Raw genomic sequence first — 11743 nt, 5'->3', positions numbered from 1 at the left:
GGCATGAGCGGTACGGATATGAAACTCGTTGTGGTCGGCGCTGCCGGCCGTATGGGACAGACGCTGATCCGCACCATCCATTCGATGAAGGGCGTCACCGTCTTTGCCGCCGTCGAGCGCTCGGGTTCCGCTTTCGTCGGCCGCGACGCCGGAGAGCTTGCAGGCCTTGGCACCACCGGCGTCACCATCACCGACAAGCCGCTTGAAGCCTTTGTCGAGGCGGAAGGCGTGCTCGATTTTACGTCGCCCGCGGCGACAGTCGAATTTGCCGGCCTCGCCGCTCAGGCACGCATTGTCCACGTCATCGGCACCACCGGCTGCTCGGTTGATGACGACACCAAGATTGCCGCCGCCGCCCGCCATGCCCGCATCGTCAAATCCGGCAATATGAGCCTCGGCGTCAACCTACTCGGCGTTTTGACGGAGCAGGCCGCGAAGGCTCTCGGTCCTGACGATTGGGATATCGAAGTTTTGGAGATGCACCACAAGCACAAGGTCGATGCGCCGTCGGGTACCGCACTTCTGCTCGGCGAAGCGGCGGCCCGCGGCCGCGGCATCGATCTTGCCGAACAGTCGGTTCGCGTCCGCGAAGGGCATACCGGCGCGCGTGTTGCCGGCACGATCGGTTTTGCCACCCTACGGGGCGGCTCCGTCATTGGTGAACATTCCGTCATTCTCGCGGGCGAAGGCGAGCAAGTGACGCTTTCCCACAGTGCGACCGATCGCGGCATTTTTGCCCGTGGCGCCGTCACCGCCGCCCTTTGGGCGCGCGACAGGAAACCCGGTTTCTACACCATGCTCGACGTGCTCGGGCTCAACTGATCTTTCTTCGAGGAGCAAACACCATATGAGCGGAACCCTTGTCCTTGTTCGTCACGGCCAGAGCGACTGGAACCTGAAAAACCTGTTCACCGGCTGGAAGGACCCCGACCTGACCGAGCTTGGCGTTCAGGAAGCCAATGCCGGCGGCAAGGCGCTTGCCGAGTACGGCATCAAGTTCGACGTCGCCTTCACCTCGGTCCTGACCCGCGCGCAGCACACGCTGAAGCTCATTCTTGAAAACGTCGGCCAGACCGAGCTTGAGACCATCAAGGACCAGGCCCTCAACGAGCGCGACTACGGCGATCTCTCCGGCCTCAACAAGGACGATGCCCGCGCAAAGTGGGGCGAAGAGCAGGTGCATATCTGGCGTCGCTCCTACGACGTCCCGCCGCCGGGCGGCGAGAGCCTGCGCGACACCGGCGCCCGCGTCTGGCCCTATTACCTCACCGATATCCTGCCGCGCGTTCTCGCCGGCCAGAATGTGCTTGTCGCCGCTCATGGCAACTCGCTGCGCTCGCTGGTGATGGTGCTCGACCGCCTGACCAAGGAACAGATCCTGGCGCTGAACCTCGCGACCGGCGTTCCCATGGTCTACAAACTGAATGCGGACTCGACCGTCGCTTCCAAGGAAGTGCTCGGCGATATGTCCGGCGCGCATTGAGCCTGACTTGAGACTTATTACGAGAAGGCCGGGGCACCCCGGCCTTTCTTGTTTTCAGACCTTGCCAGCCTCCCAGCCGAGCATAGCGCGCTTGCGGGTCAGGCCCCAATGATAGCCGGTCAGCGCACCGCTTTTTCCGAGCGCCCGATGGCACGGTACAACGAAGGAAATCGGGTTGCGGCCAACGGCCGCGCCCACGGCCCTTGATGCGGTCGGCTGGCCGATATCGCAGGCGATGTCCGAATAGGTGACGGCCTTACCCATCGGGATTTTCAACAGCGTCTGCCAGACGCGGACCTGGAAATCCGAACCGATCAGCACGATGCGCAGCGGCTCTTCAGCCTGCCAGCGATCCGCCTCGAAAATGCGGGCGGCATAGCCGGCCGTGGCCGCGCTATCCTCGACGTAATTGGCATTCGGCCAGCGGCCGGCCATATCCTCAAAACTCTCGCGTTCCTGGCCGGGGTCGTTGAAGGCAAGGCCGGCAAGGCCGCGATCCGTGACCATGACCAGAGCGACGCCGAAGGGTGACGGATGGAAACCATAACGGATCGTCAGACCCGCGCCACGCAGCTTCCATTCGCCGGGTGACATGGCTTCATGGGTGACGAAAAGATCGTGCAGGCGGCCGGGGCCGGAGAGGCCGAGCTCGTAACTCGTTTCCAACAGCGGCAGCTCTTCTTGCCTGAGCAGGCGCTTGGCATGGTCCAGCGTAACGGCCTGCAGGAAAGCCTTGGGCGACAGGCCAGCCCAACGGGTAAACGTCTTTTGCAACTGTGTCGGCGATTCGCCCAATTCCCCGGCGATCACATCCAGAGACGGCTGGTCGCGATAATTCTCGGTCAGCAGTTCGACAACACGGCTTACGACTTCATAATCGCTGCCCTTGCGGGTGATATCCGACGGGATTTGGGTCGTGACGTTCATGATCGTATCTCCTTGTGTGGGAGATAATCACTGTGAGCGGCCAGTCGCCACCCGTTTCTTGCCCTATCGGCGTTTCACCGTAGCGAGAGCGCCGGAAAATGCCTTGGCGAAGCTTTCGCGGTCATCGCGATTGAGAAACATGCCGATATCGGTGGCGCGGCGGCGATCGCTGATGTTCATCGAGACGATGCCGATTTCCGAATGGCGCGCAATGTTGAAGCGCGCCCAAAAGGGATTGAAATTGTGCTCGGTCATCTGGCCGGCAGGCGTGAATTTGCGCACGCGGACATCCGTTCGGGAGACCAAGACTTCCTCACGGGCGCGTGCAGCACGATAGTTCAACCAGAAGGCGCCAAGCAGCAGCGCATAGTCCAGCCCGAAGAAGAACACGACCGGCCAAGCGCCCATGAGCATGAACACGAAAACATGGACGAGGCTCATAAGGCCGGCGATCAGGAAGAGGACCTTGAAACCCTTCATTCCAAGCGAGCGATAGGGTGTCAGCTCGGCTTCGAAAACCGGCTTGTCCTGGTTCGTCATCTCGCCATTGCCATCGTTCATGGCTGCCAACTATAGATGGCGCATGAAAAACGTGAAGTCGAAAACAGCATCTGCGCCCGCAAAATCCCGCACCGCGACGTCGGGTCGCGGCAAAAAGCCGGTAAAGACCGCCTATAGCCGTGACGAGATCGAGGAAATCTTCCGCCGTTTTTCGATCCAGCGGCCGGAACCGAAGGGCGAACTCGAACACGTCAACCCCTTCACGCTGGTCGTCGCCGTTGCACTCTCGGCGCAGGCGACCGATGCCGGCGTCAACAAGGCGACACGGGCGCTGTTTGCCGCCGCCGATACACCGGAAAAGATGGTCGCGCTGGGTGAGGAAACGGTTCGCGATTACATCAAGACCATCGGGCTTTATCGCAACAAGGCAAAGAACGTCATCGCGCTTAGCGAAAAGCTGATCGCCGATTTCGGTGGCGAGGTGCCGCGCACCCGCGAGGAGCTGGTGACGCTACCCGGTGTTGGCCGCAAGACGGCCAATGTGGTGATGTCCATGGCCTTCGGAGAAGCGACCATGGCGGTGGATACCCATGTGTTCCGCATCGCCAATCGGCTCTGTCTTGCACCGGGGAAAACCCCGGATGAGGTGGAGGACAATCTGATGCGGATCATTCCGGATCACTACCTCTACCACGCCCATCATTGGCTGATCCTGCACGGGCGCTACTGCTGCAAGGCCCGCAAGCCGGAATGTCTGCGCTGCGTGATCGCCGATATCTGCAAGGCGGCGGAGAAGACCAATGCCATCCCCGCCCCTCTCGTGGAACTGCCGCAGCAGTTCATGGATCCGCCGCTGCCCTGATCAGTCTTTTGTCCGGCCTTCCGTCAGCGAATAAGCGAGTGCAGCCAACGGAAGGGCAATGCCGAAAGTGGAGGCTGCCCACCATCCGCCAGCAGCATAGAGGTAGCCGCCAATCGCCGAGCCGAACGCGCCACCGGCGAAGAATGTCGCCATATAGAGGCCATTCAGCCGGCTGCGATATTCCGGCCCCAGCACGAAGATGGCGCGCTGGCCGAGCACCAGATTGGTGGTCACGCCAAAATCGAGCAGGATGGCGGCGAAGGTCAGGAGTGCCAGGGCAAGGACCGATCCCGTTGGGGCGATGTGCGTGATCAGAAACGCCACGGCAACCGACGACATGGCCGCCCGGCTCGCCCAATAGCTCCAGCCGCGATCGGCCAGACGACCAGCGATCGGAGCCGCGACCGCGCCAGCCGCACCGGCGAGCGCAAAGAGCGCGATCTGTCCTTGCGAAAGCCCGAACTCAGGCCCGGACAGAAGCAACGGCGTGGTTGTCCAGAACAGGCTGAAGGCACCGAAGAGACAGGCCTGATAGAGTGCCCTGCGGCGCAGGATCGGCGTTGTCACGACGAGACGACCCATGGAAGCGAGCAAGGCGCCGTATCCGAGGCCGCTCTTCGGCACTTGGTCCGGCAAGGTGCGGGCCAGAACCAGCATCAGAATGACGAGAACGCCCGCCGAAATGAAGAACACCATGTGCCATGGCAGGAACTCGGCAATGAAGCTCGACGCCGGGCGGGCGAGCATGATGCCGACCATCAGGCCGCTCATCACATTGCCGACTGTCGCACCCCGATGCTCCTCCGCCACCATATGGGCGGCAAAGGGCACGATGATCTGCACCGCGACCGAGCCGATGCCGATGAAAAGAGCGGCGACAAGGAACTGCAGAGGTGTTTCAGCGAATCCGGCAGCGATCACGGCAAGCGTCCCAAGCCCGGTGATAACCAGAATGAGACGCCGGTTTTCGAAGAGATCGCCGAGCGGCACGATCAACAGAAGGCCGAGACCGTAACCGACCTGCGTGAGCGTCACGATAAGGCCGGCCGCTGACGGTGTCAGCCCGAGTGAGGCGCTGATGAGGCCGATCAGAGGCTGGGCGTAATAGAGATTGGCCGCGATGAGACCACAGGCTGCTGCCAGCAGAAAGGTCATGGCCGGGGATAGCGATGTCGACGGGGAAGTCGGCGAATGGACGGCAGAAACGGTGGCCACGGAAAATCTCCAGTCTGGCATTTTGAAATGTATGGATGATCAGCCGAGCATGCCCATCGCCACATCGACGATGCGGCCCATGTCTTCCCGGCTGCGGGAGGAGGTTTTGCCCACGACGCGCATGCCTTGCTGAAGGCACAGCATGGCGCGGGCTGTTGAGGCGGCGTCGATGCCCGGACCGATCGAGCCATCCCGCTGCCCGAGAAGGATCAACTCGCGCAAAAATCCTTCGTTCGAAGCGTGCGCCTCATCGACATCGCGGGCAGCAAGCGCATCAGTCGCAGCAAGCTCCGTCGCCATCGCGACCACAAGGCAGCCACGCTGACCGGAACCACCGCATGCAGCTTCAGCATAGAAAGCCAGCACGCCACGGATTTTTTCCCGCCCTGTCTGCATATGCTCGATTGCCGTTACCAGCAGGCCGCGGCGCACTTTTCTGTAGCGGGCAAACGCCTCCAGCAAGACGCCGCGCTTGTCGCCAAACGCCTTGTAGATACTGCCGGTCGTCAACTCCATCGCATCCGAGAGATCCGCAATGGAGGTTCCGTGATAGCCGCGCTCGCTGAACGCAACGATCGCACGGTCCAGCGCCGCATCCATATCGAAGGTGCGCGGACGTCCGCGTTTGGGAGGATTTGAAGCTAGCTCGATCGTGTTCATGGCGCCTATATAGGGAACGATCATTTCCTAAATCAAGAAAAATCTTTGCCTCTGACATGATTTTGCCATTTCCGCTTCCCTCAGCCCGGAAAACCGCTATTACCGGATACCGGCTGAAGCATATTTTCCAGGCGGTTCCCCATGACAAAATTCGACGTGCTCACGGTCGGCAATGCCATTGTCGATATCATTGCCCGTTGCGAGGATGAGTTTCTTGTAGACAACGGCATCATCAAGAGCGCGATGAACCTGATCGACGCGGAGCGGGCAGAACTGCTGTATTCGCGGATGGGGCCGGCCTTGGAGGCATCGGGCGGCAGCGCCGGCAATACGGCAGCGGGCGTCGCCAGCCTCGGAGGGAAGGCAGCCTATTTCGGCAAGATTTCCAACGACCAGCTGGGCGAAATCTTCACCCATGACATCCGTGCGCAGGGCGTGCATTTCGAGACCAAACCGCTGCCATCAACCCCTCCGACGGCCCGCTCAATGATCTTCGTGACGCCCGATGGCGAGCGCTCGATGAACACCTATCTCGGTGCCTGCGTCGAGCTTGGCCCTGAAGATGTGGAAGCGGACGTCGTGGCAGAAGCCAAGGTCACCTATTTCGAAGGCTATCTCTGGGATCCGCCGCGCGCCAAGGATGCGATCCGCGAGTGCGCCCGCATTGCCCACGAAAACGGTCGCGAGGTGTCGATGACGCTTTCGGACAGTTTTTGCGTTCATCGCTACCGGGCGGAGTTCCTGGACCTGATGCGTTCCGGTACCGTCGATATCGTCTTTGCCAATCGCGCCGAAGCGCTGGCGCTCTATGAAACGGAAGATTTCGAGCTCGCTCTTGCCAACATCGCCCGAGATTGCAAGCTGGCGGCGGTGACGATGAGCGAGGAAGGCTCGATCATCGTTCGCGGCGACGAGCGTGTTCGGGTGGAGGCCACCCACATCCACAGCGTCGTCGATACGACCGGAGCCGGCGATCTTTATGCCGCCGGTTTCCTCTTCGGCTATACCACTGGCCGATCGCTTGCCGATTGCGGCAGGCTCGGCAGCCTTGCGGCCGGCATCGTCATCGAGCAGGTCGGGCCCCGTCCGATGGTTTCGCTTTCAGCTGCCGCGAAGAACGCCGGCTTGCTGTAGGCCCTCTGAAACTTACTTGAACGCCTCGCCAGGATAGGCGCCCCAGATCTCGCTCTGGGCGATCCAGCCTTCCGTGCCCTGTGCATCCGCATGGCACCAGTCACCATTGCATTCGCCGACGTGGACGACCACTCCTGGCTGGAGGCGGGCGACGATCCCTGCGCTGGACATCGGCTCGCGGCGCATGTTGACGAAAACGTCTTCGCCCTTACCCCGCATCCACGGCGCAGTCACGGCCGTTCGGTCGCCGGACAGAAGCGCCTGGTTAACCCAGCCTTCCGAGCCGTCCGCATCGCGAACGCGACGCCAGTTGTCATATTCCTGGATGATCTCGACCGGAACGCCAGAGCGCATATAACGCCACGCGATCGCATAATCCGTGCTCGGACCGACCCGCAGGTTGACGCTCTTGGATTTCAGGCTGACGAAGCGCGGCAAGGGCAAGCCGCTCGGCCCCTTTGCAGCTTGGGCAAAGGCCGGCATGGCAGCACCTGCGACACCTGCGGCAACAACCGCAGCAACGACGAAGCTGGACAGAACCCTACGCATGACGAAATCCGCTTTTACAAAGAAATCAGTGGCTTGCAGGCAGACACCAGATCGAGGCGGGTTTCCACAAACAATTCGCCGGAGAAGATTCAGAGTTTCGTTTGTCTTCCACACCGGGTCTGGTAGAAAATGCACTGCAGGGAGAACGATCACTCATCTTGGTTAAGAACCCGTCAACAAGCTCAAGACAGGCGCAGATGACCGCTAAGAAAAAACCCAGGGTCTACATCACCCGAAAATTGCCGGATGTCGTGGAAACGCGCATGCGCGAGCTGTTCGATGCGGAGCTGAACATCGACGACACGCCGCGCAGCCAGCCGGAGCTGGTGGCTGCGGTCAAGCGCGCCGACGTGCTGGTGCCGACCGTGACGGACCGGATCGACGCGGCACTGATCGAGCAGGCCGGGTCGCAGCTGAAACTGATCGCAAGCTTCTCCAACGGGGTGGACAACATCGATGTCGATGCTGCCGCTCGCCGCGGCATTACGGTTACCAACACTCCGAATGTCCTGACGGAAGACACGGCCGACATGACCATGGCGCTCATCCTCGCCGTGCCACGACGCCTGATCGAAGGTGCCAATGTCCTGACCGACAAAAAGGGCGAATGGGCCGGTTGGTCGCCGACCTGGATGCTGGGCCGCCGGCTTGCGGGAAAGCGCATCGGCATCGTCGGCATGGGCCGCATCGGCACCGCCGTTGCCCGCCGCGCCAAAGCTTTCGGGGTTTCGATCCACTATCATAACCGCAAGCGCGTGAGCCAGGAAACCGAGGAAAGGCTGGAAGCGACCTACTGGGACAGTCTCGACCAGATGCTGGCCCGCGTCGATATCGTCTCCGTCAACTGCCCCTCTACGCCGGCCACGTACCATCTACTGTCCGCGCGACGGATCGCGCTGATGCAGCCGACAAGCTACCTCGTCAACACCGCCCGTGGCAGCATTGTCGATGAAACGGCGCTCATCAAATCACTGCGGGAGGGCAAGATCGCCGGCGCGGGGCTCGATGTCTTCGAAAACGAGCCGGCCGTCAATCCAAAGCTGCTCAAGCTGGCGGCGGAAGGCAGGGTCGTGCTGCTGCCCCACATGAGTTCGGCAACGCTGGAAGGCCGTATCGACATGGGCGAGAAGGTGGTGATCAATATCCGCACCTTCTTCGACGGCCATCGGCCGCCGGATCGCGTGCTTCCCAACAGGGTTTGACCCACGCCTTCAGAGCGTCATCCGCATCTCGATGAATGTGCTGCGCATAAAGCCTGAATGCGCCATTTCGGCCGTCTTGCGAAACCCCCAGCGACCAAAGACAGCATGATTTTCCAAGAGTTCGATGCGTGTCTGAAGCCGCAGTTGCGACAAACCCAACTCTTTTGCGGTCTGGATGGCCGCGTCGAGCAGGCAACGGCCTATCCCTTGGCCCTGCGCCTCAGGCGCGACCGCAAGCTTGCCGATATAGAGGCAATCTGGTTCCGGGTTCAGAAAGACACACCCGACAAGGATCGCGTCCTCGCTGGCGACATAGGCAATTTCAATCTTTGCTTTTTCACGCAGGGATGCCGGTGTCAGAAGATGCGCCGAAGACGGCGGATCGATGCGTCCATCCATGAAGGCAAAGGCGCGAAGAATTAGCGCAAGAAGCTGATCGTAATCGGAAAAGCGACTGTCGATACGCTGAACTTTCACGCCGCTTATCCCTTCCGCCGATAGCGGATCGTTTCAAATCGAGCGGCAAGGGCGTCGTAGAGCAGCAATCTGCCAACGAGCGGTTGTCCAGCGCCGGTGATCAGCTTGATGGCTTCCATAGCCTGCAATGTTCCTACGACGCCGGTCAAAGCGCCAATAATTCCGGCTTCCGCGCAGGATGGAACAACGCCAGCTGCCGGCGGCTCAGGAAAAAGATCGCGGTAACGGGGATTGAGGCGGCCATCTTGGCCCGTCATCCAAGGCTGAAGGACGGTCAGCGAACCATCGAAACGTCCAACTGCACCGGTAACCAGCGTCACGTGCAGCTGCTCGGCCATATCGGCGACCAGGTAGCGGGTTTCAAAACTGTCAGAGCCATCGACCGCGATATCGTAGCCCGAAAGAAGGCTCTCCACGTTGCCGGCATCGAGGCGCACGGCATGGGGGAGAAATCTCACATGAGGGTTGATCTCAGCGATGGCTGCCTGCGCACTCTCGACCTTGGGGTGCCCGATATCGTTCGTGCCATGAATGATCTGGCGCTGCAGGTTGGACAGTGACACATGGTCATCGTCGACGACGCCGAGCGTACCCACACCGGCCGCTGCAAGATAAAGCAGCACCGGGGCGCCCAACCCGCCTGCGCCGATGACGAGGACGCGCGCAGCCTTCAGCTTCTGCTGCCCTGCTCCGCCTATTTCCGGCAAAACGATATGGCGCGCGTAGCGTTCAATTTCTTCAGACGTGAGCGAAGCGGATGACATGATTCGACTTCACCCGGAAACGTTGCCATTGGCAACCGTCAGATGGCGGGCGCGATCGCCCAGGGCGGAAAACATCGAGCGATCCGTCCCGGTCATAAAGGCCTGCCCGCCGAGACCATCAACCAGATCGAAAAGCGCCGCACGACGCCCTTCGTCGAGATGGGCAGCAATTTCATCCAGCAACAGCACCGGTGCATGTCCGGTCAGGTTTGAGACAAGCCGCGCGTGGGCGAGCACCAAACCGACGAGAAGCGCCTTCTGCTCGCCTGTCGAGCACCGCGCCGCCTCCATGTCCTTGGCCCGGTGGCGGATGATAAGATCGACGCGATGGGGGCCATCCAGCGTGCGACCGACGGCGGCGTCGCGGTAGCGGCCAGCTTGCAGCATATCAAGATACTCTTCCTCGAGATCAACGGCCGGACGTTGCCACTCCCCGTCGAGGAAACCGGAAAGCGCCAGATCGGCCGCCGGGAAGACGCCACCCTCCCAATTTTTCTCGACCAATGTCGCCAACAGGCTCAACATTTCATGGCGGGCATGAGCCATGGAGATACCGAGCTCGGCCATCTGCCGTTCAAGACCCGTCAGCCAGACGGGATCGGGCCGGGTTTCGGAGAGCAGCTTGTTGCGGCTGCGCATTGCGCGCTCGAAATCCGTGGCGCGGCGGCCATGTTCGGGATCAAGCGACAGAACGAGGCGATCGAGAAACCGGCGCCGATCGCCGGAGCCGCCGCTAAACAGCCCGTCCATCGCCGGCGTCAACCAGAGAACACGCAGATGATCGAGCAGTTCATCAACGCTTTTTGCCGTCGTGCCATTGAGCCGGAGCCTGCGCGACTGGCCCTCCTCGCCGCCCACCGTGCCGGTGCCCAGTTCGACGCCGCCTTCCATGCCCTCCAGCGCGGCAAATACGGAAAATCCGCCGTCCGAGCCAACGCGGGCAACGTCACCGTAAGCAGACCTACGCAAACCCCGACCGGGGGTCAGAAACGAGACGGCTTCCATGAGATTGGTCTTGCCGGCACCGTTTTCGCCGGTCAGCACCACATGCCGCTCATCAAGATCGAGCGAAAGACCCGCATAGTTGCGGAAATCGACGAGCTTCAGGCGTGTGAGAAAAACCTTGTGCGGCATGTTCTGTCCGGTTGCACTTCTGCCGCAGAGCTATGCCGCCTTGAGGGTCTTGGCAAGGCACAAGGCCGTGGAATTCGAATAGGGAAGCCGCCACTACGGACCGTTCAGGGCGTCAAGCTCGGGATAGTGGCGGAAGATGCCGGACTGGTTGAAGTCTAGCCGCCTTTCGGAAGCGAGATAGGACGCAATCGCTGGCAGTTCGCGTATGTGATCATGCAGGGCCAAGAGGCGCTGATAGCGCGCATGGTCACCTTCCATCGCCTGCGGGAACGCATATCGAAGTCCATCGACCAGATGGAAAAGGGAGAGGTCCACATAGGTCAGGCGAGAACCGACGGCGAAGGTTCCGGACTGTGCATTATGGGCCAGGACCTTTTCGAAATAGCCGAGAAACTTGGGAAGCCGGTCAATCAGGAAGTTTTCCGAACGACGTTTCGCTTCATCCTTCTGCTCTTCGTAATACAGCGACGTGCCGATGGGATGATGGCAATCGTGAACTTCGGCCACGATATCGGTGATCGTCAGTTGCAGTCCGTTGGCATGAAACCTGCCGGCATCGTCAGCCGGCGCAAGTTCCAGACGGTCACCCAGATACAACAGGATATTGGCGACATGGGAGACGAGAACGTCTCCATCCTTGAGAAATGGCGGAGCAAAGGGAACCATGACGGCGTGCTCCCCCTTCAGCATGGCCATCAGGCGTTCCGTTCCACCACTTTCGCGCGCAACGTCGACATACTCAGCCTCGGCATATTCGAGTGCCAGGCGAACGAACTCCCCGCGGCCGGGAATGCCATCCCAGTAGTAGAGCATGTATGCCATTTATCCTCCCTGC

General features: G+C 60.9%; 14 protein-coding genes. 5 read left to right on the top strand and 9 right to left on the bottom strand.

The genetic code is table 11. The features are described from left to right. Positions 1-3: 3 nt before the first annotated feature. Both dapB and BLX89_RS09965 read left to right on the top strand, forming a co-directional pair. Positions 4-822 (top strand): 4-hydroxy-tetrahydrodipicolinate reductase, encoded by an 819-nt coding sequence (gene dapB / locus BLX89_RS09970; RefSeq protein WP_075290645.1) that lies wholly within the window; start codon positions 4-6, stop codon positions 820-822. A 25-nt stretch (positions 823-847) separates the two neighbouring features. Then, complete coding sequence (locus tag BLX89_RS09965) at positions 848-1483, top strand: 2,3-bisphosphoglycerate-dependent phosphoglycerate mutase (RefSeq protein ID WP_075290643.1); 636 nt, start codon at positions 848-850, stop codon at positions 1481-1483. Positions 1484-1537: 54 nt separating this feature from the next. Here the strand turns inward: BLX89_RS09965 and BLX89_RS09960 are convergent, their stop codons facing one another. Together BLX89_RS09960 and BLX89_RS09955 are read right to left on the bottom strand one after the other, a co-directional pair. Then, a complete protein-coding gene (locus BLX89_RS09960) occupies positions 1538-2410 on the bottom strand; it encodes a methylated-DNA--[protein]-cysteine S-methyltransferase (protein WP_075290642.1) in 873 nt (290 codons plus the stop codon). A gap of 63 nt (positions 2411-2473) precedes the next feature. After that, positions 2474-2971 carry a DUF2244 domain-containing protein gene (locus tag BLX89_RS09955; RefSeq protein WP_075290640.1) on the bottom strand — a complete coding sequence of 166 codons (498 nt, stop codon included), beginning with the start codon at positions 2969-2971 and terminating at the stop codon, positions 2474-2476. A gap of 22 nt (positions 2972-2993) precedes the next feature. Between BLX89_RS09955 and nth the strand changes: the two genes are divergently transcribed. After that, positions 2994-3773 carry an endonuclease III gene (nth, locus tag BLX89_RS09950; protein ID WP_075291085.1) on the top strand — a complete coding sequence of 260 codons (780 nt, stop codon included), beginning with the start codon at positions 2994-2996 and terminating at the stop codon, positions 3771-3773. On the opposite strand, the gene BLX89_RS09945 is transcribed toward nth, so the two are convergent. Continuing rightward, on the bottom strand, positions 3774-4988 hold the full coding sequence (locus BLX89_RS09945; RefSeq protein ID WP_425348605.1) for an MFS transporter: 1215 nt from the start codon (positions 4986-4988) through the stop codon (positions 3774-3776). 39 nt (positions 4989-5027) lie between these two features. Continuing rightward, on the bottom strand, positions 5028-5672 hold the full coding sequence (locus BLX89_RS09940; protein WP_143523577.1) for a TetR/AcrR family transcriptional regulator: 645 nt from the start codon (positions 5670-5672) through the stop codon (positions 5028-5030). Between the two features lie 117 nt (positions 5673-5789). Between BLX89_RS09940 and BLX89_RS09935 the strand changes: the two genes are divergently transcribed. After that, complete coding sequence (locus tag BLX89_RS09935; RefSeq protein WP_075290636.1) at positions 5790-6782, top strand: adenosine kinase; 993 nt, start codon at positions 5790-5792, stop codon at positions 6780-6782. A 12-nt stretch (positions 6783-6794) separates the two neighbouring features. On the opposite strand, the gene BLX89_RS09930 is transcribed toward BLX89_RS09935, so the two are convergent. Next, complete coding sequence (locus BLX89_RS09930; protein ID WP_075290635.1) at positions 6795-7331, bottom strand: SH3 domain-containing protein; 537 nt, start codon at positions 7329-7331, stop codon at positions 6795-6797. A 197-nt stretch (positions 7332-7528) separates the two neighbouring features. Here BLX89_RS09930 and BLX89_RS09925 point away from each other — a divergent pair, with 197 nt between their 5' ends. Further along, positions 7529-8533 carry a 2-hydroxyacid dehydrogenase gene (locus BLX89_RS09925; protein WP_075290634.1) on the top strand — a complete coding sequence of 335 codons (1005 nt, stop codon included), beginning with the start codon at positions 7529-7531 and terminating at the stop codon, positions 8531-8533. Positions 8534-8542: 9 nt separating this feature from the next. Here the strand turns inward: BLX89_RS09925 and BLX89_RS09920 are convergent, their stop codons facing one another. The 4 genes from BLX89_RS09920 to BLX89_RS09905 all read right to left on the bottom strand — a co-directional run bounded on the left by BLX89_RS09920 (position 8543) and on the right by BLX89_RS09905 (position 11730). Next, positions 8543-9010, bottom strand: a complete 468-nt coding sequence (locus BLX89_RS09920) for a GNAT family N-acetyltransferase (RefSeq protein ID WP_083637413.1) — start codon at positions 9008-9010, stop codon at positions 8543-8545. Between the two features lie 5 nt (positions 9011-9015). Beyond that, positions 9016-9774 (bottom strand): molybdopterin-synthase adenylyltransferase MoeB, encoded by a 759-nt coding sequence (locus tag BLX89_RS09915; protein ID WP_075290631.1) that lies wholly within the window; start codon positions 9772-9774, stop codon positions 9016-9018. Between the two features lie 9 nt (positions 9775-9783). Continuing rightward, the gene (recF, locus tag BLX89_RS09910) at positions 9784-10908 is read right to left on the bottom strand and encodes a DNA replication/repair protein RecF (protein ID WP_075290629.1); all 1125 of its coding nucleotides are present in this window, start codon (positions 10906-10908) and stop codon (positions 9784-9786) included. A 93-nt stretch (positions 10909-11001) separates the two neighbouring features. Next, the gene (locus BLX89_RS09905) at positions 11002-11730 is read right to left on the bottom strand and encodes a glutathione S-transferase (protein ID WP_075290627.1); all 729 of its coding nucleotides are present in this window, start codon (positions 11728-11730) and stop codon (positions 11002-11004) included. Between the last annotated feature and the right edge of the window lie 13 nt (positions 11731-11743).

It is taken from the genome of Pararhizobium arenae, assembly GCF_001931685.1.
GTDB classification, from domain to species: Bacteria; Pseudomonadota; Alphaproteobacteria; order Rhizobiales; family Rhizobiaceae; genus Pararhizobium; species Pararhizobium arenae.
This window is presented reverse-complemented; position numbering and strand designations above follow the sequence as displayed.

What these genes read in the sequence shown, in the direction of transcription:
- dapB (WP_075290645.1), top strand. Translation starts at nt 4, where the DNA reads ATGAGCGGTACGGATATGAAACTCGTTGTGGTCGGCGCTGCCGGCCGT.
- BLX89_RS09965 (WP_075290643.1), top strand. Translation starts at nt 848, where the DNA reads ATGAGCGGAACCCTTGTCCTTGTTCGTCACGGCCAGAGCGACTGGAAC.
- BLX89_RS09960 (WP_075290642.1), bottom strand. Translation starts at nt 2,410, where the DNA reads ATGAACGTCACGACCCAAATCCCGTCGGATATCACCCGCAAGGGCAGC.
- BLX89_RS09955 (WP_075290640.1), bottom strand. Translation starts at nt 2,971, where the DNA reads ATGAACGATGGCAATGGCGAGATGACGAACCAGGACAAGCCGGTTTTC.
- nth (WP_075291085.1), top strand. Translation starts at nt 2,994, where the DNA reads ATGAAAAACGTGAAGTCGAAAACAGCATCTGCGCCCGCAAAATCCCGC.
- BLX89_RS09940 (WP_143523577.1), bottom strand. Translation starts at nt 5,672, where the DNA reads ATGATCGTTCCCTATATAGGCGCCATGAACACGATCGAGCTAGCTTCA.
- BLX89_RS09935 (WP_075290636.1), top strand. Translation starts at nt 5,790, where the DNA reads ATGACAAAATTCGACGTGCTCACGGTCGGCAATGCCATTGTCGATATC.
- BLX89_RS09930 (WP_075290635.1), bottom strand. Translation starts at nt 7,331, where the DNA reads ATGCGTAGGGTTCTGTCCAGCTTCGTCGTTGCTGCGGTTGTTGCCGCA.
- BLX89_RS09925 (WP_075290634.1), top strand. Translation starts at nt 7,529, where the DNA reads ATGACCGCTAAGAAAAAACCCAGGGTCTACATCACCCGAAAATTGCCG.
- BLX89_RS09915 (WP_075290631.1), bottom strand. Translation starts at nt 9,774, where the DNA reads ATGTCATCCGCTTCGCTCACGTCTGAAGAAATTGAACGCTACGCGCGC.
- recF (WP_075290629.1), bottom strand. Translation starts at nt 10,908, where the DNA reads ATGCCGCACAAGGTTTTTCTCACACGCCTGAAGCTCGTCGATTTCCGC.
- BLX89_RS09905 (WP_075290627.1), bottom strand. Translation starts at nt 11,730, where the DNA reads ATGGCATACATGCTCTACTACTGGGATGGCATTCCCGGCCGCGGGGAG.